General features: G+C 63.0%; 20 protein-coding genes. 12 read left to right on the forward strand and 8 right to left on the reverse strand.

Annotated features, from left to right (window positions below; genetic code table 11):
* Positions 1-9 precede the first annotated feature (9 nt).
* The 4 genes from LMTR21_RS37335 to ugpB form a co-directional block, all read right to left on the reverse strand.
* Positions 10-1,023: an ABC transporter permease gene (locus tag LMTR21_RS37335; RefSeq protein WP_057839353.1), complete on the reverse strand. Its 1,014-nt coding sequence runs from the start codon at positions 1,021-1,023 to the stop codon at positions 10-12.
* Positions 1,024-1,412: 389 nt separating this feature from the next.
* A complete protein-coding gene (locus LMTR21_RS37340) occupies positions 1,413-3,035 on the reverse strand; it encodes an ABC transporter substrate-binding protein (RefSeq protein ID WP_065750792.1) in 1,623 nt (540 codons plus the stop codon).
* 227 nt (positions 3,036-3,262) lie between these two features.
* The gene (locus tag LMTR21_RS37345; RefSeq protein WP_065750793.1) at positions 3,263-4,216 is read right to left on the reverse strand and encodes an aminoglycoside phosphotransferase family protein; all 954 of its coding nucleotides are present in this window, start codon (positions 4,214-4,216) and stop codon (positions 3,263-3,265) included.
* 144 nt (positions 4,217-4,360) lie between these two features.
* Positions 4,361-5,638, reverse strand: coding sequence for a sn-glycerol-3-phosphate ABC transporter substrate-binding protein UgpB (gene ugpB, locus LMTR21_RS37350; RefSeq protein WP_065750794.1), 1,278 nt, complete (start codon positions 5,636-5,638; stop codon positions 4,361-4,363).
* A gap of 648 nt (positions 5,639-6,286) precedes the next feature.
* Between ugpB and LMTR21_RS37355 the strand changes: the two genes are divergently transcribed.
* From LMTR21_RS37355 to LMTR21_RS37405, 11 genes are all read left to right on the forward strand, one after another.
* Positions 6,287-8,302 carry a sensor histidine kinase gene (locus tag LMTR21_RS37355; protein ID WP_246175979.1) on the forward strand — a complete coding sequence of 672 codons (2,016 nt, stop codon included), beginning with the start codon at positions 6,287-6,289 and terminating at the stop codon, positions 8,300-8,302.
* Entirely contained in the window at positions 8,272-10,017 is a 1,746-nt protein-coding gene (locus LMTR21_RS37360; protein ID WP_065750797.1) for an ATP-binding response regulator, read from the forward strand. Before LMTR21_RS37355 ends, LMTR21_RS37360 begins: the two co-directional genes overlap by 31 nt.
* Positions 10,014-10,754, forward strand: a complete 741-nt coding sequence (locus LMTR21_RS37365; RefSeq protein ID WP_065750798.1) for a response regulator — start codon at positions 10,014-10,016, stop codon at positions 10,752-10,754. The genes LMTR21_RS37360 and LMTR21_RS37365 overlap by 4 nt, the downstream gene beginning before the upstream one ends.
* Positions 10,755-11,131: 377 nt before the next feature.
* Positions 11,132-11,743, forward strand: a complete 612-nt coding sequence (locus LMTR21_RS37370) for a sigma-70 family RNA polymerase sigma factor (protein WP_065750799.1) — start codon at positions 11,132-11,134, stop codon at positions 11,741-11,743.
* Positions 11,744-11,917: 174 nt separating this feature from the next.
* Positions 11,918-12,118, forward strand: coding sequence for a hypothetical protein (locus tag LMTR21_RS37375; RefSeq protein WP_065750800.1), 201 nt, complete (start codon positions 11,918-11,920; stop codon positions 12,116-12,118).
* 254 nt (positions 12,119-12,372) lie between these two features.
* A complete protein-coding gene (locus tag LMTR21_RS37380) occupies positions 12,373-13,317 on the forward strand; it encodes a hypothetical protein (RefSeq protein ID WP_141688090.1) in 945 nt (314 codons plus the stop codon).
* A 181-nt stretch (positions 13,318-13,498) separates the two neighbouring features.
* Positions 13,499-14,908, forward strand: coding sequence for a cytochrome ubiquinol oxidase subunit I (locus LMTR21_RS37385; RefSeq protein ID WP_065750802.1), 1,410 nt, complete (start codon positions 13,499-13,501; stop codon positions 14,906-14,908).
* Entirely contained in the window at positions 14,905-15,912 is a 1,008-nt protein-coding gene (gene cydB / locus LMTR21_RS37390; protein ID WP_065750803.1) for a cytochrome d ubiquinol oxidase subunit II, read from the forward strand. Before LMTR21_RS37385 ends, cydB begins: the two co-directional genes overlap by 4 nt.
* Entirely contained in the window at positions 15,909-16,040 is a 132-nt protein-coding gene (locus tag LMTR21_RS37395; protein ID WP_141688091.1) for a DUF2474 domain-containing protein, read from the forward strand. The genes cydB and LMTR21_RS37395 overlap by 4 nt, the downstream gene beginning before the upstream one ends.
* Before the next feature lie 155 nt (positions 16,041-16,195).
* Positions 16,196-16,795, forward strand: coding sequence for a L,D-transpeptidase (locus LMTR21_RS37400; protein ID WP_065750804.1), 600 nt, complete (start codon positions 16,196-16,198; stop codon positions 16,793-16,795).
* A gap of 57 nt (positions 16,796-16,852) precedes the next feature.
* Positions 16,853-17,893, forward strand: a complete 1,041-nt coding sequence (locus LMTR21_RS37405) for an amino acid ABC transporter substrate-binding protein (protein ID WP_065750805.1) — start codon at positions 16,853-16,855, stop codon at positions 17,891-17,893.
* 239 nt (positions 17,894-18,132) lie between these two features.
* Here the strand turns inward: LMTR21_RS37405 and LMTR21_RS37410 are convergent, their stop codons facing one another.
* Both LMTR21_RS37410 and LMTR21_RS37415 read right to left on the reverse strand, forming a co-directional pair.
* The gene (locus LMTR21_RS37410) at positions 18,133-19,272 is read right to left on the reverse strand and encodes an acyl-CoA dehydrogenase family protein (RefSeq protein WP_065750806.1); all 1,140 of its coding nucleotides are present in this window, start codon (positions 19,270-19,272) and stop codon (positions 18,133-18,135) included.
* Positions 19,273-19,442: 170 nt separating this feature from the next.
* The gene (locus tag LMTR21_RS37415) at positions 19,443-20,627 is read right to left on the reverse strand and encodes an acyl-CoA dehydrogenase family protein (RefSeq protein ID WP_065750876.1); all 1,185 of its coding nucleotides are present in this window, start codon (positions 20,625-20,627) and stop codon (positions 19,443-19,445) included.
* Between the two features lie 163 nt (positions 20,628-20,790).
* Between LMTR21_RS37415 and LMTR21_RS37420 the strand changes: the two genes are divergently transcribed.
* A complete protein-coding gene (locus LMTR21_RS37420) occupies positions 20,791-21,336 on the forward strand; it encodes a carboxymuconolactone decarboxylase family protein (protein WP_065750807.1) in 546 nt (181 codons plus the stop codon).
* Between the two features lie 132 nt (positions 21,337-21,468).
* Here LMTR21_RS37420 and LMTR21_RS37425 read toward each other — a convergent pair whose 3' ends face one another.
* The gene (locus LMTR21_RS37425) at positions 21,469-22,695 is read right to left on the reverse strand and encodes an MFS transporter (RefSeq protein WP_065750808.1); all 1,227 of its coding nucleotides are present in this window, start codon (positions 22,693-22,695) and stop codon (positions 21,469-21,471) included.
* A 205-nt stretch (positions 22,696-22,900) separates the two neighbouring features.
* Positions 22,901-23,263 carry a nuclear transport factor 2 family protein gene (locus LMTR21_RS37430; RefSeq protein WP_065750809.1) on the reverse strand — a complete coding sequence of 121 codons (363 nt, stop codon included), beginning with the start codon at positions 23,261-23,263 and terminating at the stop codon, positions 22,901-22,903.
* Positions 23,264-23,288 lie beyond the last annotated feature (25 nt).

Genomic DNA, 23,288 nt, shown 5'->3' on the forward strand with positions numbered 1-23,288 from the left:
CTTCCAACCTCACCCTTCCAGTCGCACGCGCGGATCGATTACGCCGTAGAGAATGTCGATGAAGAGATTGAGCAGCACGTACATGACCGCCATGGTCAGCACGAAACCCTGCACCGGCGCGAAGTCCGACGAAATCAGCGCTTCCACCGCGTAGGAGCCGATGCCCGGCCAGGCGAAGACTTTCTCGACCAGCACGTTGGCGCCGAGCAGGAACGAGAACACCATGCTGAGCGTGGTGATGACCGGCAGCATCGCATTGCGGAACGCGTAGGTGACGATCACGGTCGAGGGCGAAAGCCCGCTGGCGCGCGCGGTGCGGACGAAATCGGAGGCCAGCACCGCCAGCATCGAGGCGCGCGTCATGCGCGCGATCGGCGCCAGCGAGAAGATCGCCAGCGTCGCCGCCGGCAGGATCAACTGGCTCAGCGCCGAACGAAACGCTTCGAGGTCGCGCGCAATCAAGGTGTCGATCAGATAGAAGCCCGTCACATGCGTCGGCGCGCTGTAGAACACGTCGAGCCGGCCGAGCGGCGCCGGTGACCAGCCGAGCCTGAAATAGAACAGATAGACCAGCACCAGCCCCGTAAAGAACACCGGCAGCGACACGCCCGCCGTCGTGGTGACGCGGCAGAGATGGTCGATCCAGGAGCCCGGACGGGTCGCAGCCAACACGCCGAGCGGGATAGCGATCGTGACCGAGACGATGAGGCCGAGCAGCGTCAGCTCGGCGGAGGCCGGCAGGCGATTGCGGATTTCGGTCGCGACCGGCTGTCCCGTCGTCAGCGAGGTGCCGAAATCGCCATGCGCGAGATCATTGGTGTAGCGGAAGAACTGCTCGATCAGCGGCTTGTCGAAGCCGAGTTTCTTGCGGATCTGCTCGATCGCCTCCTTGCTCGCGGCGGGCCCGGCGAAATAAGCGGCGGGATCGCCGGGCAACGCGCGGGTCAGGAGGAAGGTGACGATCACGACGCCGATCAGCGAGGGAATCGCAAACATCAGCCGCTTGCCGATCATGGTCAGCATGGCGCTCGCTCCGCGATTTGCCGTGAGCGCACCAAGCACTCCGCTGCGCTCCCTCCCCCCTTGCGGGCAGGGCAATCGCATGGGGTGTTGTCGAGGACTGGCCGCGGGCCCGCTTCGCCTCTCCCGCTTGCGGGGGAGGCCGACGCGCTCGAAGAGCGCGGCGGGTGGGGGCTCTCGCCACGCAGGGAATCCCGATGCGGAAGCACCCCCACCCCAACCCTCCCCCGCAAGCGGGAGAGGGGGCGCAGTGCCGATGCCGCCGCACCTCGTACCTCATATGCGATTGCCCTACCCCGCAAGGGGGGAGGGAGTGAGAGAGTTGTACCCACCTCACTTGAGTAGAAGGGACCAATGCATGCCGATGTGTCTTGGACCACCAGCATGGCCGATCACGCCTTCACCAGCGCGCGGTAGTCGAGCCTGCGGTGGAACCAGTACTGATAACCCGACACGTTCTTCTGCATCGCGACGTTGACGTAGGGCTGATACAGCGGGATGCGCGGGATGTCCTTGAAGGCGAGGTCCACAAAACCCTTCACGTCGGTATCGTACTTCGCGGTATTGCCGCTCGCGGCCGCGTCGACGGCGCCGGCGATGTACTCGTCCATCGCCTTGGACTGGTAGCTCATGGTGTTGAAGATCGAATTCTTGCCGTCGTAGCACCAGATGAAGAAGTATTCGGGATAGTCGAGCCAGCCGGAGAACACGTTGGTGTAGAGCGGCAGCACCTTCTTGTTCAGCTCGGTCCGCCAGTTGGCGCCGGGGATCTTGTTGATCGTGGTCTTGATGCCGATCTGCGCCAGGGACTCCTGCACCAGCACGCAGAGCGGTTCGTTGACGCCGGCAAAGCCGAGGTCGAACGACAGCGTGGTCTCAAAGCCATTGGGATGGCCAGCCTCGGCCAGCAGCGCCTTGGCCCTGGCGATGTCGGTCACGTATTTGGTCGGCTGCGGCCATGCCACCTCGGTGGCCTTGTCCGCAGGTGCGCCGAACATCGGCTTGGCGAGGCCGAACAGCACCGCATCCATGATCTTCTGGTAGGGGATCGCGCAGGCAACGGCCTCGCGAACCTTGGGGTTGTCGAACGGCGCGATCTTGACGTTCATGCCGATATACTGAACGCCATTGGAATACGGCACCGAGACGATGTTGAGCTTGCCGCTGTCCTTCAGCTCGACGAAATCCTTGTTCGGCAGATCATAGGAGATGTCGGCATCGCCGCGCTCCAGGAGCGCGCGGCGGTTGCCCGCCTGCGGCACCATGCGCCAGATCACCCGCTTGACCTTGGGCAAGGGACCGCCGGCCCACGCGTCATTGCGCTCCATGACCACTTCGGTGCCCGCCGTCCATTTCGTCACCTTGTAGGCGCCGGAGCCCGCGGTCTGCTGCTTGGTGTATTCGAGGCCCCACGGGTCCTTCTCGGTCGCGTTCTTCTTCACCAGTTCGGAATTGACGACGCAGGGCACGATGACGGCGAGATCGGGAAGCGTGAGACGGTCCTTCTTGGCGAAATCGATCCGCACCGTGCTGTCGTCGACGATGACGAACTGCTCGGTCTTGGTCAGCGAGCCCGCGCCCATCTGGAAAGTCGGAAAGCCGCCGACGCTCACCGCGCGATCGAGCGACCATTTGACATCCTTGGCCGTAACCGGCGCGCCGTCGTGGAATTTGGCGTTCTTCTTCAGCTTGAAGGTCACCGACATGTCGCCGACCTTCATGTCCTCGGCGAGCTCGGGCTTGAACTTGTCGCGGTCGTAATACGGCACGCCGCCGGGACCGCTCTTCATCTCGTGGCTGATCAGGCGGTCGTAGCAGTTCCACGACACCTCATAGCCGGGCACGTTGGTGCCGACGCCGTGAATGTCGAGATTGTTGGGGCCGCTCTCCGAGACGATCAGCAGCGTTTCCGACCGCGCTTGCGCCTTGGCGGAAGACCAGATCGCCGGCGCCGGCGTGAGCGCGCCGGCGGCCGCCAGCCCCGACACGGATTTGAGGAAATCGCGACGCTTCATGGGTGATGCTCCAACGCCTGAGGGGAAACGGCCTGGAACTGGAATCGCAAGGTTTATGCCAACCTTTAAGGAAAGCTTTCTCTCGCTCTAACTGATTGATGCGGCTTGAAATTCAAAACGAAATGGGCGCCATATCAAGGTGCGACATCCTGTCGAATTGCATACAAAGCGGCAGATTTGCCTATAAAATATGCAGAAATTTTGGGCGCTCCATTGCTGGGCGACGGTCAGATCGGCCAGAGCAGATCCTGCAATTCGTGGAGATTGGCGGCCTTCTGTTGCCAGCCCTCGATACAGAAATGCCTGACCGGATCGCTGGCCCGATGCAGCAGCATCAGCACCATCAGCCGCCGCTTCAGGTCGGGCGTGACATCCCCGACCGAATATCCGAAGCCCTCGAACAGGCTTCGCACGCGCCGCGGCATGCCTGATGTCATGAAGGCGCTCGGACCCAGCAGGTCGTATTCGCCCCTGCCCGTCATCACGTCGCCGAAATCGAACAGCCCCGCGAGGTGCCACCCTGCAGCGCCATGGCTCAGCAGAAAGTTCTCCGGGATGTATTCGCCGGTCAAGATCACCGGCGGCCCGTCGAGCGCCGTCAACGCGACTGCATCGCGCAGCAGGTCGTCGAGGCCGTCCAGAAATTTCTGCGGCAATCCGAGCCGCGCGTGCCGGGCGCGACATCCCTCGATCTGCCGGCGCATGAGGGCGTCCCAGCCAGGCTCGATCCGGCCAAGTGGTCCGACAGGGACACGCTGCACTTCGGCGATGGTCTCGCCGATCCCGGCCAGCACGCGCTCCTTGTCCGCTTCCGGCAGCGACGGCCAGACATCCGCACCCAGCTCGCCGGATAGCCGCGTGATGACGAGATATGGCCATCCGTCGCGCTCCCCTTCGACGACGATGTCAGGGATCGCGACACGAAGCCGCCCCTGAAGCTGCGTCAGCGCGCCACGCTCCGAGACGAACTGGCCGCGAAGAAACGGCGGGAAGATCTTCAGGATGAGGTTTTCGTCGAGGGCAAGGACGAGATTGGTGCCGGTGGAGAATACGTGCGGCGTGGCGCAGGCGAGGCCGTGACCACGGACGATATCGTGCGCGATCAGCAGCCATTGCGTCGGATCGGCGCGCCAGATGCGAAAGGGTTCGTAGTCGGTGAATGCCGGCAGGGCTGTGGTCATGGTGATGCTGAACGTTGTCTGCCGTCATTGCGAGCCACCGGGTCGGCGCAAAGCGCCGCCCGATGACAGGCTCCGCGAAGCAATCCATGCCTCAACGCGGGGATAGATGGATTGCTTCGCTTCGCTCGCAATGACGGGGAGAATTCACTGCTCCGGATTTGCACGCTCGAACTGGCGCAGCAGGCGGTTGCCGCGCTCGACGGCGAGATCGAGGGCTGCCTGCGCAGATTGCTTGCCGTGGAAAACCTGCTCGAGTTCTTCGTCGATCACGCTGCGGATCAGCACAAAGGAGCCGAGCCGGATTCCTTTCGAGTTCTCGGTCGGCGATTTCAGGGTCATCTGCTCGATACCGATCGCCGCACCGGGATTGCGGTCGTAAAAGCCCTGTGAGCGGGTGAGATCGAAGGCGGCACGGGTGATCGGCAGATAGCCGGTGTGCTGGTGCCAGGCGGCCTGAACTTCCGGCTTCGAGAGATAGGCAAAGAATCGCGCGACGCCAGCATATTCGGCGCGCGGCCGGTCGCGCAGCACCCATAGCGTGGCGCCGCCGATGATGGAGTTTTGCGGGGCGCCGGCGATTTCGGGCCGGTGCGGAATCATGCCGTAGCCGACCTCGAATTTGGAATTGGCCTTGATGTCCGCGCGCGTGCCGGACGAGCCGATGAAGATGGCGCATTCGCCCTTCTGGAAGCGCGGCTCGGCCGATTGCCCGCGGCCGCTATACTCGAAAGCCTTCGTCGCCTGCCATTCCGCCAGTTGCGCGACGTGCCGCACCACGTCCGGATTGTTGAAGGTCAATTCGGCATCGAGGCCGCCAAAGCCATTGCCCTTGCTGGCCAGCGGCAGGTTGTGGAAGGCGGAAAAATTCTCGACATGGACCCAGGACGGCCAGGACGTGGTGAGCCCGCAAGCCGAACCCGCCGCGCGCAGGCGCTTCGCCGCCGCGCCGACCTCGGCCCAGGTCTTCGGCGCCGCCTCCGGGTCGAGGCCGGCGGCGCGGAACTGATCCTTGTTGTAATAAAGGATCGGCGTCGAGACATTGAACGGAAACGAGAGCATGTTGCCCGCGACGTCGGAGTAATAGCCGGTCACGACCGGCAGATACGCCTCCGGCGCGAACGGCTCCGACTGATCGCGCATCAGTTCGAACACCGGATAGATCGCGCCCTTGGCCGCCATCATGGTGGCGGTGGCGATCTCATTGACCTGAACGATGGCGGGCTGGCTTCGCGAGCGGAAGGCGAAGATCGCCGCCGTCACCGTCTCAGTGTAGTTGCCCTTGTAGGTCGGCACGATCCGGTAGTCGGACTGCGACGCATTGAAATCGGCCGCGAGCTTTTCGAGTTGCTTGCCGAGTTCCCCCGACATCGCATGCCACCACATGATCTCGGTGGCAGCCTGGGCTGGAGACGCCAGCGCCATGGCGGCGAGTGCTGCGATATGCAAGAATTTCAAGGCCAGTTTCACCGGTGATTACCCCGCTCCGCCGCGCCTGCGACGGGCCCGTTCCCTGCCCCTCATAAATCCCTGCCATTGCGGTTTCAATCCGCCGACATCACCGCACCGCACACTTCAAGATTGTAACGAATTTCTCAGGATAACCCCAGGCTACCCCGCGCCGGCCGCCCGACCAATAGCCAAGCATCGGCAAATTCTGCTAAAATTGCGTTGAACCTTTTTTCTCCGCTGCAGACTCCTTCTCTAAGGGGATTTGTCGCCTGTGTACCGCCGCGCCAACCTTTCGCGGGTCTTCGTGCTTGTTGTCGCGCTGTTGCATACGGCGGTCTCAACGGGTGCGCTTGCGCGCGAGTCTGGCACCGGTGATCCCCGGAGCGAGGTACGTCGCATCGACGGGTTCCAGTCCCGTCTGTCCGGCGTAGAAAGCGCCCCCCTCGAACGGACCCGCACCGGCGCACCCGATCTCTACCGTACCAACGTTGCATTGATCGGGACGATGGCGCCGCTATTGGTCGGGCCCTTTCGCAAGACGGAGCGAATTTGACCGACGCACCGCAACAGCCACGAACATCGGAACGGCCGGCGAGTTTCGCCGCGCGCGGCCGGTTTCACGTGGTCCAGTGGCTGCGCGCGGTGCCGATCCGCTGGCGGATTCTCTCGATCGCAGCCTTGAACTCCGCCGTCGTCGTGGTGCTCGCGGTGCTGATCTGGAACGGCGCCAACGTGCTGGGTTCGGCCTGGGACGACGTCCGGCAGGTGCGGGAGTCCGACAAGATCCTGGCGCATCTGGAGAGCGAAACCAGCCGGCTGCAGAACCTGATCCATCGCTACATCAACCAGCCGAGCCCCGAGCTGTTCGCCGAGATCCTGCTGCTGCGCGAGGCCGTGCTCGGCACGCTCACCACGCGCGCCTCGAACGACCCGATTCTTTCGGGATCGGTCGAGCGGCTCGAACAGGTCACCGACCGCTTCCTCAACGGCTTCGGCGAATTGCGCGCCGTGCAGGCCACCATCACCAAGACCTATGAGCAGCAGGTGCTGGGACCGGCCAGGGAAATGGCCGGCCTCTATTCGGTCATCGAGGGTGCCACCGGGCACCGCGACGCGCAGATCTGGCCGTCGCTCGGAAGATCGCGTGAAGCGTTTACGGCGCTATTGGTCGCAGCCAACGCCTATTATTTGTCGCCGGGCTCGGCCTCCGCCGAAGACGCCCGCAGGCATACCGAGACGATCGAGAAGACCATCCCCGTGATGGCCGACCTCGCCGACAATGATTTGCAGCGCATGGCGCTGACGCGGCTGCAGGCCCGGACGGTGGCATTGCGCGAGGGCATGGCCAAGCTGACCGAGCAACTCGCGATCAGGACCGAGCTGTTGCGCAATACCATCGACGCCAGCCAGGCCGACGCCATCGCCGTCATCGACGAATTGTCGGTCAAGATGCGCCAGCGCGAGCAGAAGGCGCAGGAGACGTTCGACAAGACGCTGTCGGCGATCTCGCGCCGGGTGCTGTCGATCGCGGTGATGTTCCTCGGCATCATCCTGTCCGCCGGCGTGCTGATCGCGCTCTCGATCCGCCTGCCGCTGCAGCAGATCCTACGCTCGATGCACGCGATCACGTCGGGCAATCTGGATCGCAGGGTTCAAGGCACCACCGCCAGAGACGAGGTCGGCGCGATGGCGCGTGCCGTGGATGTGTTCCGCGAGAACGCCATCGCCAAGCGCAAGACGGAAGCCGAATTGCGTGCCGCCAAGGAGAAGGCCGAAACCGCGCTGATCGAGCTCAACACCGCGCAGCAGAACCTGATCGACGCCGAACGGCTGGCGGCGCTCGGCGGGCTGGTCGCCGGCGTCGCCCATGAAGTGAACAACCCGATCGGCATCAGTCTGACGGTGGCGTCGAGCTTTGCGCGGCGGGCCGATACGTTCGAGGCCGAATTGCGCAGCGGGCCGCTGCGGCGCTCCAAACTCGACGACTTCGTCAAGAGCTCGCGCGATGCAGCCCAGCAGCTGGTGGCGAACCTGCACCGCGCCGCCGAGCTGATCCAGTCGTTCAAGCAGGTGGCGGTGGACCGCTCGCATGCCGAGCGCCGGCAGTTCAACCTGAGCGAGGCCACCGACCAGATCGTCGCGAGCCTTAGGCCGGTATTGAAGAAGGCCGCGATCACGCTGTCGGTCGACGTGCCGGAAGGGCTGGTCATCGACGGCTATCCCGGCTCCTACGGCCAGATTTTAACCAATCTTTTCCTTAACGCCGCCAACCATGCCTTTGCCGACGGCCGTTCCGGCGCGATCTCGATCTCGGCGCGGGCGCGCGGCAGCGAGGATGTCGAGATCATCTTTGCCGACAACGGGGCCGGGATGACGCCGGATGTGCAAAGGCAGGCATTCGACCCCTTCTTTACGACGCGCCGCAACGAAGGCGGCACCGGACTGGGCTTGCATATCGTCTATAATCTTGTCACTCAACAGCTCGGCGGCCGGATGATGCTGGAGTCAAGGCTGGGACAAGGCACCACATTCCGCATTATCATGCCTAAAGTCGCCAAGGGCGGACCCACGAGTACAGACCAGACAGCAGCCGACGGAACTTCGCAATGGCCGAACAGGACGATGTCCTCCACCTGATCGACGATACCGGGGCCGCTCCGGAGGACTCGTCCGCCCGCAAATGGAAGATCGCCGTCATCGACGACGATGCCGCCGTGCATGAGGGCACCCGTTTTGCGCTGAGCGACTACAGCCTCAACGGCGCGACGCTGGAGATCCTCTCCGCCTACTCCGCGGCCGAAGGCCGCACCTTGATGCGCGACAATCCGGATGTCGCGGCCGTGCTGCTCGATGTCATCATGGAGACCGACGTCGCGGGACTCGAGCTCGTGGAATACATCCGCAACGAGATCAAGAACGAAACGGTGCGCATCATCCTGCGCACCGGCCAGCCGGGACAGGCGCCCGAGCGCCGCGTCATCGTCCAGTACGACATCAACGACTACAAGGCCAAGACCGAGCTGACGGCCGACAAGCTGTTCACCTCGCTGACCGCCGCGCTGCGCAGCTACCAGCAGCTCGAGCGCATGGTGCAGACGCGGCGTGGGCTCGAGATCATCATCGACGCCGCCTCGACGCTCTACGATTTCAAATCGATGCAGCGGCTGGCGGAGGGTGTGCTGACCCAGCTCGCCTCGCTGCTCAATGTCGACTGCGCCGGCATCCTGGTGCTGCGCGACGACGGCGCCGCGGGCAGTGAATTCTCGGTGCTGGCCGGCTCGGGCTGCTACAGCCGCTTCATCGGCACCACGAGTTCCAAGGCGCTCGACCCGGACCTGCGACAGATGGTGGAAGCCGCCTTCCAGCGCCGCAAGAACGAATTCGCCGACCACCGCAGCGTGCTCTATCTGCGCACCGGAAGCGGCCGCGAGGTGGTGGTGCTGCTGCAGGCCGAGCGCCAATTGTCCGACACCGACCGCGCGCTGGTCGAGATTTTCTCCAGCCGGCTGTCGATCGCGTTCGACAACGTGATCCTTTACCGCCAGCTGCACGAGGCCAATACCCAGCTCGAAGACCGCGTCGCCCAGCGCACCCGCGCGCTGATGCAGGCCAACCGCAGGCTCTCGGCGCAGTGGCTGCGGCTGCAGCGCGCCAACGGCTTCAAGAACGAAATCCTCGGCACCGTCGCGCATGACCTGAAGAATCCGCTCGGCGTGATCCTCGGCCGTACCGAGATGCTGACCGAGCTGATCGGCGCCGGCTCGCCCAAGGAGAACGTCAACGCGCAGGTCGAGCACATCAGGGACGCCACCAAGCGCCTGACCTCGATGGTCGATCACCTGATTTCGGATGCGATGGCTGATGCCTTCGACATCACCATCCGCCGCGAAGCGGTCGATATAGCGGCGCTCGTGACCGAGGTTACCGATTCCAACCTGCCTTCGGCCGTCAACAAGCAGCAGGCCATCACCGTGTCGGCGCCGCCGAATGTCGTCACCATGTGCGACACTGACCGCATTCGCGAAGCGATCGACAACCTTGTCAGCAACGCCATCAAATATTCGCCGATCGGCGGCAGGATCATGGTGACCGTCACCCACGAGAGCGGTGACACGGTGATCCGCATCACCGACCAGGGCGCCGGCCTTTCGCCGGAGGATCTCGGCCGGCTGTTCGGGCGTTTTCAGCGTCTATCGGCCAAGCCGACGGCCGGGGAAAGTTCGACCGGCCTTGGACTATCGATCGTCAAACGTATCATCGACATGCATGGCGGCCATGTGACCGCGGAAAGCGCCGGCCCCGGACAGGGGTCAACGTTTACGGTTAGACTGCCTGCGACAGAGACGACATGACCCAGAGCCCGCACATCTTCATCGTCGACGACGAGGCACCGGCCCGCGAGATGGTCGGCGATTACCTCAAGATGCACGGTTTCGGCGTCACGCTGTGCGACGGCGGCAAGAGCCTGCGCAAGGAGATCGAGAACGCCGTGCCCGACCTTGTGGTGCTCGACCTCAACATGCCCGAGGAAGACGGGCTTTCGATCATTCGCGACCTCAAGAGCCGGATCAACGTTCCCGTCATCATGCTGACGGCGACCGCGAGCCCGATCGACCGCGTCGTCGGCCTCGAGCTCGGCGCCGACGACTACATCGCAAAGCCCTGCGAGCTGCGCGAGCTGATGGCGCGCATCCGCTCGGTGCTTCGCCGCAGCACGCCGGCCAAGACGGCCGCCGCGGCCGAGGCTGCTCCGGCAAAGACGGAGAAAGAGCAGCTGGTGCGCTTCGGCACCAAATGGCTCGACCTCGAAGCCCAGGCGCTGCGCGACGACGAAGGCAATGAGCACCCGCTGACGGCATCCGAATTCGGCCTGCTGAAAGTGTTCGCGGCGAACCCGAAGCGGGTGTTGTCGCGCGAGCGGCTTTTGGAATTGGCCAATGCGCGCGACGCCGAGGCGTTCGACCGCGCCGTCGACCTGCGCATCATGCGCATCCGCCGCAAGATCGAGATCGATCCGACCAAGCCCGCCGTGATCCGCACGATTCGTGGCGGCGGTTATCTGTTCTCGCCGACGGGTGAGAAGGGTTAGGCCCGCTCCGTCGTCCCTGCCTAGTGCGCGGTTGCGCACGGAGCAGGGACCCATACGCCGCGGCGATGATTTTGACCCGTCGGGGTAGACGTCCTTTCCAGGCAACAACGTCCTGTGGTTATGGGTCCCTGCGTTCGCAGGGACGACAAAAAATTGCACCTATCGTCGGAACAAATCCGCATCTGAAATCTTCCAATTTTCCGCATATTGAAATTATTGGCGTTTTTGGCCCGAATGTTTCGTCGCAGGCCCGGCGGCGAAACAATTCTCTCCGGCACGAAACCATTTTCCCCTTGTGGAGCAGACATCCCGAAACCGAGCCTAATTAACAATTCTCCCAACGAAACGCCGCCCGGCGTCGGAATTGGGAGCCTGTCATGTCGAACGTTATCGCCATCAACGCCGCAGCCAAGAAGTCGATTGCCGCCGCCCGCGCGACATCCGACGAGATGCTGCTGCAGAGTATTGCCAAGGGCGACCGTACGTCGATGCATGTGCTTTACTCCCGCCATAACGTCCGGGTTTACCGCTTCGTGCTGCGCATGGTGCGCGACACCACCATGGCGGAAGACCTGGTCAGCCAGGTGTTCCTCGACGTGTGGCGGACCGCCAGCCAGTTCGAGGGCCGCTCGCAGGTTTCGACCTGGCTGCTGTCGATTGCCCGTTTCAAGGCGCTGACCGCGCTGCGCCAGCGCAAGCATGAGGACATCGAGCAGGAAGACGTGCTGGAGATCGCCGACGACGCCGACACGCCGGAAGCTTCGCTCGACCGCAGCAACACCAGCGCGATCCTGCGCGCCTGCGTCGCCAAGCTGTCGCCGGCGCATCGCGAGATCATCAACCTGGTCTACTACCACGAGAAGTCGGTGGAAGAGGCCGGTGCGATCATCGGCATTCCCCAGAGCACGGTGAAGACCCGGATGTTCTATGCCCGCAAACAATTGGCCGAGTTGCTTAAGGGCGCCGGCGTCGACAGCCTCGCGGCATAAACCAACGTTATTTCAATAGATTATATCAGTATCGGGGACGGGAAAACGGGCCGGTTTCGACGGACAAAGATTACCTCCGACGAAACAAATGAAACAAATCACGACATTACCCGGAAAAACTCACCCCCTATACCTGACACCAACGCAACGCCAACGCCGAACAGGAGAGCGAACATGCTGAAGCCGTCCTTCCGCTTTTTCATCGTCCCGCTCGGCGCGGTCGCAACGCTCGCCACGCTTTCGGCTCAGAACGTCACGCCCCGCGCCCAGCGCGACAGCGGTTCGACGTTCGTGCGCGAACAGGTGGTCGATTGCGGCACCAAAAGTCCCAAGGAGATTTGCGTGATCTCCTACAACAGCGAGACCCCCCGCTGAATTTCCGTCACCTCCAAGTTCGAGACCCAAGCTCTGGACCTCCCAAGTGACCTCCAACGACCCGGCCGGGATGCCCCCCAGCCGGGTCGCTCTGTATTTTGGGGTCCGATTTTCGTGTTCGCGACATGGAAAAGACTCATGTCTGACTGCGAAGTTTGATCGCGATTGGCTGGGCGCAATCTTGCTTGATCCGCACGCTTTGCCGCTTGACGTGACCACGCCGGCCGTGATGTTTGCCGCCCGCGATGGATGCCGTGACAAACCAGAATGAAGTCAGGTTACGCAAGGGCACGACGCTCAACGAGCGGCTCGTTCTGGCAGGCATTGCCGTGATTTTGTGTCTGATCGCCCTGCCCGGCCTCGCTCACCTTGCAAACGACCAATGGCTCGGCATCGCCGCCCTCTTTGCGTTGCTGTTCGGGGGTCTTCTGCTGGCTGCCGCGCTGTTTGATCGCAACGTCGTCTGGATCATCACGCCGGGCGAAATCCTCATCGGCGAACAACGCCCGTTCGGGAAATTGCACCGAAGATTGATCAGGGACGATGAAATATCGAGGATGCGCCTGCGAAAGAGCCTCGGCAAATCCGTGGAGTTCACCCTCGTCATCGAAACCCAATCGGAAGATACGCTCACCTCACCCCCGCTGCCTGACATCACCCAGGTGCAGAAAACCACCGCGCAGATTGCGCGGCTGCTTCAGTTGCCCGCTCCCGAATTGGCAGAAAATCCGTTCGACGCCGCCAATGCCGCGATACGGTTGGGCAGGCCGATCGGTCCGAAACGCCTCCGGGCATACAGGGCTCTCATCGTGCTGCTTGCCTGCTCGCTGAGCCTTCCATTCATCTATGCGCTCTGGAGCGGCAAATTGTCCGCTCTTGGAATCGCAGTCTGGTCGCTCGGCGCGATCATGGCCTTCGTGCTGATCAGATATCTCTATCGGACCAGTGCATTCTGGATTGTCCACGACGGCGCCCTCAGGTTCGAACGGCTGTCTTTGAAGGGCACGACAGACACGGATACAGTCAGGGGTGACGATGTTGCGCGCATCGACATCGAAAGCGGCGGACGGCGGGGCAGCCACTACGTCATCGCGATCCGGCTCCGCACCGGCAAGAAGATCCGCAGCCCGGTGCTGGTCGGCAAGGATCAGACCCGCGCCGTGCAGGCCGAGATCATCCGGCGACTGGAATTGAATTGATCGGGGAGCAGACAGGCCTGCAGGCCTGTTCCGCGCGGCATGCAGGCATACACGCCGGTATAGTGTCATCGTCGCATCGGGCGTGATAGGGTACACGCGTGGATCGGGCGCAATTTTCGAAAACTGTAGTTCCTTTTTTCGAAGAAGATCGCATCCGACGAAACTGCGACAGGTGGTGCCGATGTTCGAAGGCTGGGATGCGGTCGTATTGGCCCGGGCGCAGTTTGCTTTCACGATGTCGTTCCACATCATCTTTCCCGCCTTCTCGATCGGGCTTGCCAGCTACCTCGCGGTGCTCGAGGCGCTGTGGCTTGCGACCGGGCGCGAGGTCTACATCAACCTGTTCCAATACTGGCTGAAGATCTTTGCCGTCGCCTTCGCCATGGGCGTGGTGTCGGGCATCGTGATGTCCTACCAGTTCGGCACCAACTGGTCGGCCTTTTCCGACAAGGTCGGCCCGGTGATCGGGCCGCTGATGGCCTACGAGGTGCTGACCGCATTCTTCCTCGAAGCGGGCTTCCTCGGCGTGATGCTGTTCGGGCTGAAGCGCGTCGGTCCACGACTGCATTTTCTGGCAACGCTGATGGTCGCGATCGGCACGCTGATCTCGGCGTTCTGGATTCTCTCCGCCAATTCCTGGATGCAGACGCCGACCGGCCACACCGTCAATGCCGACGGACAGTTCATCGCTGCCGACTGGCTCAAGGTGATATTCAATCCGTCATTCCCCTACCGTCTCGTGCACATGGTGCTGGCGGCGTATCTGACCACCGCGCTGGTGGTCGGCGCGGTCGGCGCCTGGCACCTGCTGCGCGACCGCCACCTCGCCGGCCCGCGCGTGATGTTCTCGATGGCGATGTGGATGGCCACCCTGGTGGCGCCGATCCAGATTTTCGCCGGCGACCAGCACGGCCTCAACACGCTGGAACATCAGCCGGTGAAGATCATGGCGATGGAAGGCCACTTCCATAGCCACAAGGACGGTGCGCCGCTGATCCTGTTCGGCCTGCCCAACCAGCAAGCCGGCAGGGTCGACTACGCGATCGAGGTGCCGAAGCTGGGCTCGGTGATTCTCAAGCATTCGCCGGATGCGCCGATGGCCGGGCTCGACACCGTACCGCGTGAAAACTGGCCGCCGGTGGCGATCACGTTCTGGTCGTTCCGGATCATGGTCGGCATGGGATTGCTGATGCTGGCGCTCGGCCTGTTCAGCCTGCTGATGCGCCTGCGCGGCACGCTGTATGATAGCCGACTGCTGCACATGTTCGCGGTCGCGATGGCGCCGGCAGGCTTTATCGCCGTGCTCGCGGGCTGGATCACCACCGAAGTCGGACGCCAGCCGTTCACGGTCTATGGATTGCTGCGGACGGTTGACTCGGCTTCGCCGCTGGCGGCGCCGGCGGTCGCCTCCTCGCTGATCGCGTTCATCATCGTCTATTTCGTGGTGTTCACGGCCGGCATGATCTATCTGCTGCGGCTGATGGCGGCGCCGCCGCATCCGGGCGAAGAGGGACCGTCGCACGACGCGCCGATCCGCACCGCCGGCATCACCCCCGCCGCCGGCGCCGCAGTCGAGGGAGCCGCCCAATGATTGCGATCGATCTAGCCATTGTCTGGGCCTTCATCATCGCCTTTGCCGTGTTTGTCTATGTCGTGATGGACGGCTTCGATCTTGGCCTCGGCATCCTGTTTCCGCTCTTCCCCGAGAAACACGATCGCGACGTGATCATGAACACCGTCGCCCCGGTGTGGGACGGCAACGAAACCTGGCTGGTGCTCGGCGGCGGCGGCCTGATGGCGGCGTTTCCGCTCGCCTATGCCGTGCTGATGCCGGCGCTCTATACGCCCATGATCGTGATGCTGCTCGGCCTCGTGTTCCGCGGCGTCGCCTTCGAATTCCGCTGGCGCACGACCAGGGAACGCAACAAGTGGGACGTCGCGTTTTTCGGCGGATCGATCCTGGCGACGCTGGCACAGGGCATCGCGCTCGGCGCCATCCTGCAGGGTGTGCATGTCGAGGGACGGCACTATGCCGGCGGCTGGTGGGACTGGCTGACGCCGTTCAGCATTCTGACCGGCGTGGCGCTGGTGATCGGCTATGCGCTGCTCGGCGCGACATGGCTGGTGATGAAGACCGAAGGCGAATTGCGCGACCGCGCCTATCATCTGAGCTGGGTATTCCTGCTGGCGATGCTGGGCGCCATCGCGGCAGTTAGCCTGGCGACGCCATTCCTGCACGTGCAGTACACGCAGCGCTGGTTCGCGTGGCCGAACGTCCTCCTGACCGCGCAGGTGCCGATCTCGGTGGCCGTCATCACTGCGCTCTTGCTGCGCAGCCTCGCCAAAAAATACGACTACCAGCCGTTCTTTCTGACGCTGGCGTTGTTTGCGCTCTCCTACGCCGGCCTTGGCATCAGCATGTTTCCCTACATCGTGCCGCAGAGCATCACGATCTGGCAGGCCGCGGCGCCCGCGAACAGCCAGATCTTCATGCTGTTCGGCGTCGCCGGGCTGATACCACTGATCCTCGGCTACACCGCCTGGGCCTATTGGGTATTCCGCGGCAAGGTCAAACCCGGGAGCGGCTACCATTGACCCAGATCAAGCCAGGCCAGCGTCCATTGACACAGCGTCTGCTGTGGTTCGTTGCCCTGTGGCTTGGCGGCGTCGGCACCGTGACGCTGATTTCGTTCGTGCTGCGGCTATGGATCGCGCCGAAATAAGGCCGTGCAAGGTCCCATGAATATGGCGACCTACGGAAATTCAAGATATTTCAGTGGGATGTCCGTCGGATTCGCCCTAAACTTGCCATCAAGCTAGCCCTGAGTTTTGATGGTTCCTCTTGATTTGGCCAACGCGCCGCTAGGAGAATTCTGCGATGAAAAAATTTCGGCACCTGATCTGGATGTTGATCGCGACTGGCGGTCTTGTCCTTTCGGCCTCGCAGAGCCAGGCACAGTTGCGCCAGCCCGATGTCGGCGACCAGCCTGGACTGATCGCGGACGACTCCGTCGAGCTCGAACCGCAGTTCAGGAAGACGGCGGTGTTCTACCGCACCAACGAAGCGCCGGGCACCATCATCGTCGTCACGGCCGAGCGGCATCTCTATCTGATCCAGGGCAACGGCCGCGCGCTGCGCTATGGCATCGGTGTCGGCCGCGAGGGATTCCAGTGGCAAGGACTCCAGAACATCACACGCAAGGCGGAGTGGCCGGACTGGACGCCGCCGCCGGAGATGATCGCGCGCCAGCCCTATCTGCCGCGCTTCATGGCGGGCGGCCCCGGCAATCCGCTCGGCGCGCGCGCGATGTATCTCGGCACCACCGTTTACCGCATTCACGGCACCAACCGGCCCGACACGATCGGCACCGCCGTCTCCTCCGGCTGCTTCCGGCTCGTCAACGCCGATGTCGCCGATCTCTATGAGCGCGTTCCCGTCGGCACCAAGGTGATTATCCGGCAGAAGCCCGAGCTTTAATTCCTCCGCTGTCTCTCCAGACGATCTATTCCTCCCTGAAAATTGGCGAGTTGAACAATGCTACGGACATTTCGAGGCGGCCTCCTCATCGGGCTGGCGGTCGCAATCGCGGTCGCGGCCGCTGCAATCACGTATGAGCGTTACGACACCAAGACGCTGAAGCGGACGATCAAGCGCGGCGAAGTGCTGTGCGGCGTCAACAAGGGCCTGCCCGGCTTCTCGATCCCCGACGACAAGGGCGACTGGACCGGCTTCGACGTCGATTTCTGCCGCGCGGTGGCCGCGGCGATCTTCGACGATCCCAAGAAGGCGAAATTCATGCCGCTCGACGCCAGCGAGCGCTTCAAGGAGCTGCAGAGCCGCAAGGTCGACATCCTCGCGCGCAACACGACCTGGAGCATGTCGCGCGAGAGCAACTACGCGCTCTATTTCCCGGCGGTCGCCTATTATGACGGCCAGGGTTTCATGTTGCCGCGCTCGCGCAACATCGATTCCGCGCTCGACCTCAACAACAGCAAGGTTTGCGTGCAGGAGGGGACGACCAACCTGCTCAACGTCGCCGACCATTTCCGCGCCAACAACATGAAATACACGGAAGTGAAGCTGCCCAAGCTGGAGGACGTGCTCAAGGCCTATGAAGGCGGCAAGTGCGATACCTTCTCGGCCGACATCTCCCAGCTCTACGCACTCCGCCTGAACCTGATCCAGCCGAGCGACCATGTCATCCTGCCCGACGTCATCTCCAAGGAGCCGCTCGCGCCCGTGGTGCGCCAGCGCGACGACGACTGGATGATGATCGTGAAGTGGACGCTGTATGCGATGATCAACGCCGAGGAGCTCGGCATCACCTCGAAGAACATCGACGAGGCGCTGAAGTCGAAGAAGCCCGACGTGATGCGGCTGGTCGGCACCGAAGGCGCCTATGGCGAGGACCTCGGCCTGCCCAAGGACTGGGCTGCCCGCATCATCCGCCATGTCGGCAATTACGGCGAGGTCTACGAGCGCAATGTCGGCGAAGGATCGAAACTGAAGATCCCGCGCGGCCTGAATTCGCTGTGGAGCAACGGCGGCATCCAGTACGCGCCGCCGATCAGGTAGGCTCTATCACCGTCATTGCGAGGAGCCAAGCGACGAAGCAATCCATACCGCCACCGCGGTGCTATGGATTGCTTCGCTTCGCTCGCAATGACGGAGAAACAGGTTTGTCGTTACCCGCGAAGGCGGGTGACCCAGTACGCCGCGGCCCATCGCCTCGAGCATTGCCGTCTCTGGAATACTGGGTCGCCCGGTCAAGCCGGGCGATGACGGCGCTGTGTGGGGCGCCGCTTGTGCCTACCTCAATAACTCTTCATCCGCGCCAACTGGTCGGCGTGGTAGTTGCTGTCGCCGAACAATTCCTGGCACACCCGCGCGCGCTTCATGAAGAAGCCGATGTCGAACTGGTCGGTCATGCCCATGCCGCCATGCATCTGCACGCCCTCCTGCACCGCCAGCGCTGCCGTGGTGCCGGCGCGGGCCTTGGCGACCGCGATCGCAGCGCCCGCATGGTCGAAATCGCCATCGAGCGTCTGCAGCGCCTTCAGCACCGCTGATCGGGTGATCTCGATGTCGACATAGAGCTGGGCGGCGCGGTGCTGCAGCGCCTGGAATTCGCCGATCAGCTTGCCGAACTGCTTGCGCTCTTTCAGATAGGTCACGGTGCGGCCGAACACCTCTTCGCTCAGGCCCACCATCTCGGAAGCGACCGCGCCGCGGCCGATGTTGAGCACGCCGTCCAGCAGCTGATAGCCCTGATCGACCTCGCCGAGCACATGATCGGCATCGACCTCGACATTGCTGAACTCGATTCTGGCCGCGTTATGCGCATCGACCATCACCGTGCGTTCGATCGCGACGCCCTTGGCTTTCGGATCGACCAGAAACAGCGTCAGCCCGTTGCGGTCGCCGGCCGCGCCGCCGGTCCGTCCTGCAACGATCAGGAGATCGGCGGTGTGGCCGTCGACCACCAGCGCCTTGGCGCCGCTGAGCTTGAAACCGTTGCCGGAGCGCACCGCCTGCAGATTGATCTGCAACGGACGATGTTTTGTGCCCTCGTCGATGGCGAGCGCGGCGAGCCGCGAACCGTCGGCAATCTTCGGCAGATGCGCCGATTTCTGCGCCTCGCTGCCGCCGCGCGACAGTGCTGATACCGCCAGCACCGCGGTCGACAGGAACGGCGACGGCATCAAGGTGCGGCCGATCTCCTCCATCACCACGCCGGCCTCGACATAGCCGAGCCCGCTGCCGCCGAAATTTTCCGGCACCAGCAGACCGGAAAAGCCCATCTCCGCGAACGCCTTCCAGAGGTCGCGGGAGAAGCCCATTTCGTCCTTGCTGTCGCGCAACTGGCGCAGATGCGACACCGGCGCCTTGTCGGTGATAAGGCCGCGCGCGCTGTCGCGCAGCATGGATTGTTCTTCGGTGAGGACGAGTGGCATTGAGGTATCCGCTTTGGAATGAATTAGGTTGCTTCGTCGTCCCTGCGAAAGCAGGGACCCATACGCCGCGGCTTCTCGAGTAGGAATGGAGCTAGCGTCACAATCAACACTCAAAAGCGGTGGTTATGGGTCCCTGCTTTCGCAGGGACGACGTGGAGAGGTTCTGCGCTCTACGCCCCCGGCAGATCGAGGATGCGCTTGGCGACGATGCCGAGCATCACCTCCGATGTGCCGCCTTCGATCGAGTTGGCCTTGGTGCGCAGCCAGGCACGCGGCCGGGCGCCGCCTTTGGAGCGATCGCTTTCCCATTCCAGCGCATCAATGCCGCCGGCCGACATCAGGATTTCGTGCCGGCGCTTGTTGAGCTCGGTGCCATAATATTTCATCGCCGAGGAAAACGCCGGATGCGACTGCCCGGCCTTTGCCAGATCGATCGCGCGCTCGGCCACGGCGGCGAATGCCGCCTCGTCGATGTCGAACATCGCGATCTGACCGCGCAGCATCGCATCATCGAGCCGGCCGGAATCATCGCTACCGACGGAATCGGCGGCGACCTGCCCGAGCGGACGGCCAATGCCGCGCTCGCCCGTGCCCGAGATCATCGCGCGCTCATGCTGCAGCAGGTATTTCGCGACGTCCCAGCCGCGGTTGACGGTGCCGACCACATGCGATTTCGGCACGCGCACATTGTCGAAGAAGGTTTCGCAAAAAGGCGAATAGCCCGAGATCAAAAGGATCGGTTTGGTCGACACGCCCTTCGAAGCCATGTCGAACAGGATGAAGCTGATGCCGTCATGCTTCTTCGCCGCGGGGTCGGTGCGCACCAGGCAGAAGATCCAGTCGGCGTAGTTGGCATACGAGGTCCAGATCTTCTGGCCGTTGATGACGTAGTCGTCGCCATCGCTCTCGGCACGGGTCTGCAGCGAGGCGAGGTCCGATCCGGCGTTCGGCTCGGAATAGCCCTGGCACCAGCGGATCAGGCCGGCGGCAATTTTCGGCAGATGCTCCTTCTTCTGCGCCTCGTTGCCGTACTTCAACAGCGCGGGGCCGAGCATCCAGATGCCGAAGCTCGACAGCGGCGCACGCGCGCCCATCGCCGCCATCTCCTCGCGCAGCACCTTGTGCTCGGCGCGGTCGAGCCCGCCGCCGCCATATTCCTTCGGCCAATCCGGCACGGTCCAGCCCTTGTCGCGCATCCGCTCGAACCAGACGCGCTGCGGCTCCGATGAGAATTTTGCGTTGCGCCCGCCCCAATAGGTGTCGCTCTCCGAGGTCATCGGACGGCGCATCTCCGGCGGGCAATTGGCCTCCAGCCAGGCGCGGGTTTCACGGCGGAATGTTTCCAGGTCGGACATATCAGGCGTTTCCATGTGGGAATGTTTGGAGGTGACCTTAGCCGTCACATGGCGGAATTCAATATATGTCTGATGTCAGCCCATGCAGCGCTGACGGTGGTCACAATGCCCGATCAGGTGTATTCGCAGAGCTGTAACGCTTGAAAAACAAGAGGAAACGGGCATGCGGTTGAAGTTGCTTTCGCCTGGCGAAATGAACGCGCACCAGAAAGAAACCTACGACGAGGCAATCGCGGGCAAGCGCGGCGCCCCGCCGGCGCCGATGATGGCCTGGCTCAACAGCCCGGACATGGCGCGGCACGCGACGCGCCTCGGCGAGCAGCTTCGTTTCAACACGATGTTCCCGGCAAAATTGTCCGAGATCGCGATCCTCGTCACGGCGCGGCACTGGACCTCGCATTACGAATGGTTTGCGCACAAGCGACTGGCGCTGAAGGGCGGCATGGACCCGAAGATCATCGAGGATATCCGCGACCGCCGCACGCCGACCTTCGACGATCCGAAGGGGAAGATGATCTACGACCTCGCCAAGTCACTGCACGAGGGCAAGGGCGTGTCGCAGGCGCTGTATGACGAGGCCGTAAAGGTGCTCACCGAGCGCGGGATCGTCGAAGTGATCGGGCTGTGCGGCTACTACACGATGGTGTCGATGACGCTGAACACGTTCGAGTTCGGATTGCCGGAGGGCGAGGTGTCGGACTTGGCGTGATGGATTGCTTCGCTCCGCTCGTAACGACATGGAGACAACCGTAGCCCGGATGAGCGGAGCGATATCCGGGAAAAACTTATCAGCCGGAGAGACTGTTCCCGGATGTCGCTGCGCTCATCCGGGCTACGGGTTCTACGGGTTCTTTGCGCGGCCTCGCACCATGATCAGCATCGCCGCCGTCAGCTCGACGCCGATGCAGGCGTAGAACGGCAGTGTGTAACTGCCAGAGAGATCGCGCAGCAACCCCACCACACCGGGGCCAAACGCATAGGTGATCTGGTTGATCGCCGTGATCAGGCTGATCAGCACGCCGAACGAGCGCGGATCGAACTCGCGCTGCACGATCAGCGCCGGCAGCGTGATCAGATTGCCGACCGAAAAGCCGAATAACGCGCAAGCGGCGATCAGCGCGTAGTCATTATGCACATTGATGACAATGAGCAGTGCAACCGCCTGGCTGACAAAGGAGAGCGAGGACGCCAGCCGCTGGTTCATCCGGTCGATCACGAAGGAAAACAGCACACGGCCGACCACCGCCATTGCCGTCAACAGCGCCATCGCAACCGTGGCGCGCTGCCGCCCAATCACTGAATCCAGAAAGGCGATCAGGTGCACGATGAAGCCGACCTGCGCGAACAGCACCAGCGCGAACGCAATCGAGACCGAGAGGAAGCCGATATCGCGAAAGGCGCGCGCGCGGATTTGCGTTGGCGACGGCGCGTCCGCGGCATCGACCGCGCCCACGTCGAGGTGAAGCGGCGGCCGTCCGACCAGCAGCAGGATCACCGGAACCATCAGCGCGACCATCACCACGGCCGAAACGGTCATCGCGCCGGAAAAGCCGAAATAGCCGATCGCGGTCACCAATAGCGGCACGCCGACGATGCCGCCAAAGCTCGCCCCATTCAGCGCCAGGCTGATCGCCATGCCGCGCTTGTCGTCGAACCATAGGCCGAGCGTATTGGTGATGATGCCAAGGCTGGTCCCCGCCCAACCGAACGCCAGCACGGCATTGGCAAGGTAAAGCTGCCAGGGCTCGCGCACCTGACCGATCGAGATCGCCGCCGCGGCCATCGCGAGTGTCCCCGCGATCAGGCAGTTGCGCGCACCGAACGCCTTGATGGCTTCGCTGACGAAGGCGACCAGCGCCGCACCGAACAGATAGAAGAACGTGGTGCCGGACGAGATCAGCGACGCCGGCCAGCCGTGCAGCCGCTGCAATTCGGCGACATAGACGCTCTGGCCATAGAAGCCGAGCCCCCAGCCGAAGGTCGCCAGCAGGAAACAGACGAGGACGATGCGCCAGCCGTCGTAGCGGATGGAGGTTTCGTCGATGGAGGTGTAGTTTCGAGCGTCCAATGTTTTTCTTCTTCTCGTTCTCTCGCCGTCATGGCCGGGCTTGTCCCGGGCATCCACGTCTTGGCAACGGTACAGATAAGACGTGGATGCCCGGGACATCCAGCGCGAAGACGCGCTTCGCGCTTTTGCCCGGGCATGACGACAATCATTAGCAGAGCAATAAGGCCATCAATTCGATGCCGACCGAACTGTCAGCAGATGGCAACTAGGCGGCCGGCTTCGACGGATCGTAGAAGAACCGCTCGCGCCAGACCTTGTCGCCGCGCCATTCCTGCAGCGCGACCTCGTCGAACCGCCCCGTCTTGCCGGACTGGAACACGAACTCGAACACCCAGTGGATCGCGACGCGATCGCCCTCGACGATCGAGGTCACGCAGGTCGAGGTCACGCGCTTGACCCGCTCCAGCACCGCGCGCTCATGCGCCACCAGCACGTCGCGGCCGACCCGCGGCGGCGCCTCGTTCTCCTGCATGCTGGCGTCCTCGGTATAGAAGCGCTCGATCGCCCCGGCATGGTCGCCGGAGACGACGGCTGCAATGAACTCATCAAGACGGGCGCGCGTCGGCATAAGAGGCCTCCGGTAATTGAGTGAG

Origin of the sequence: Bradyrhizobium paxllaeri (assembly GCF_001693515.2) — a bacterium.
GTDB lineage: Bacteria > Pseudomonadota > Alphaproteobacteria > Rhizobiales > Xanthobacteraceae > Bradyrhizobium > Bradyrhizobium paxllaeri.

Excerpts from the sequence above, each read along its gene's own strand:
- LMTR21_RS37335 (WP_057839353.1), bottom strand. The coding sequence starts at position 1,023 with ATGCTGACCATGATCGGCAAGCGGCTGATGTTTGCGATTCCCTCGCTG.
- LMTR21_RS37340 (WP_065750792.1), bottom strand. The coding sequence starts at position 3,035 with ATGAAGCGTCGCGATTTCCTCAAATCCGTGTCGGGGCTGGCGGCCGCC.
- LMTR21_RS37345 (WP_065750793.1), bottom strand. The coding sequence starts at position 4,216 with ATGACCACAGCCCTGCCGGCATTCACCGACTACGAACCCTTTCGCATC.
- ugpB (WP_065750794.1), bottom strand. The coding sequence starts at position 5,638 with ATGGCGCTGGCGTCTCCAGCCCAGGCTGCCACCGAGATCATGTGGTGG.
- LMTR21_RS37360 (WP_065750797.1), top strand. The coding sequence starts at position 8,272 with ATGGCCGAACAGGACGATGTCCTCCACCTGATCGACGATACCGGGGCC.
- LMTR21_RS37365 (WP_065750798.1), top strand. The coding sequence starts at position 10,014 with ATGACCCAGAGCCCGCACATCTTCATCGTCGACGACGAGGCACCGGCC.
- LMTR21_RS37370 (WP_065750799.1), top strand. The coding sequence starts at position 11,132 with ATGTCGAACGTTATCGCCATCAACGCCGCAGCCAAGAAGTCGATTGCC.
- LMTR21_RS37375 (WP_065750800.1), top strand. The coding sequence starts at position 11,918 with ATGCTGAAGCCGTCCTTCCGCTTTTTCATCGTCCCGCTCGGCGCGGTC.
- LMTR21_RS37385 (WP_065750802.1), top strand. The coding sequence starts at position 13,499 with ATGTTCGAAGGCTGGGATGCGGTCGTATTGGCCCGGGCGCAGTTTGCT.
- cydB (WP_065750803.1), top strand. The coding sequence starts at position 14,905 with ATGATTGCGATCGATCTAGCCATTGTCTGGGCCTTCATCATCGCCTTT.
- LMTR21_RS37400 (WP_065750804.1), top strand. The coding sequence starts at position 16,196 with ATGAAAAAATTTCGGCACCTGATCTGGATGTTGATCGCGACTGGCGGT.
- LMTR21_RS37405 (WP_065750805.1), top strand. The coding sequence starts at position 16,853 with ATGCTACGGACATTTCGAGGCGGCCTCCTCATCGGGCTGGCGGTCGCA.
- LMTR21_RS37410 (WP_065750806.1), bottom strand. The coding sequence starts at position 19,272 with ATGCCACTCGTCCTCACCGAAGAACAATCCATGCTGCGCGACAGCGCG.
- LMTR21_RS37415 (WP_065750876.1), bottom strand. The coding sequence starts at position 20,627 with ATGTCCGACCTGGAAACATTCCGCCGTGAAACCCGCGCCTGGCTGGAG.
- LMTR21_RS37420 (WP_065750807.1), top strand. The coding sequence starts at position 20,791 with ATGCGGTTGAAGTTGCTTTCGCCTGGCGAAATGAACGCGCACCAGAAA.
- LMTR21_RS37430 (WP_065750809.1), bottom strand. The coding sequence starts at position 23,263 with ATGCCGACGCGCGCCCGTCTTGATGAGTTCATTGCAGCCGTCGTCTCC.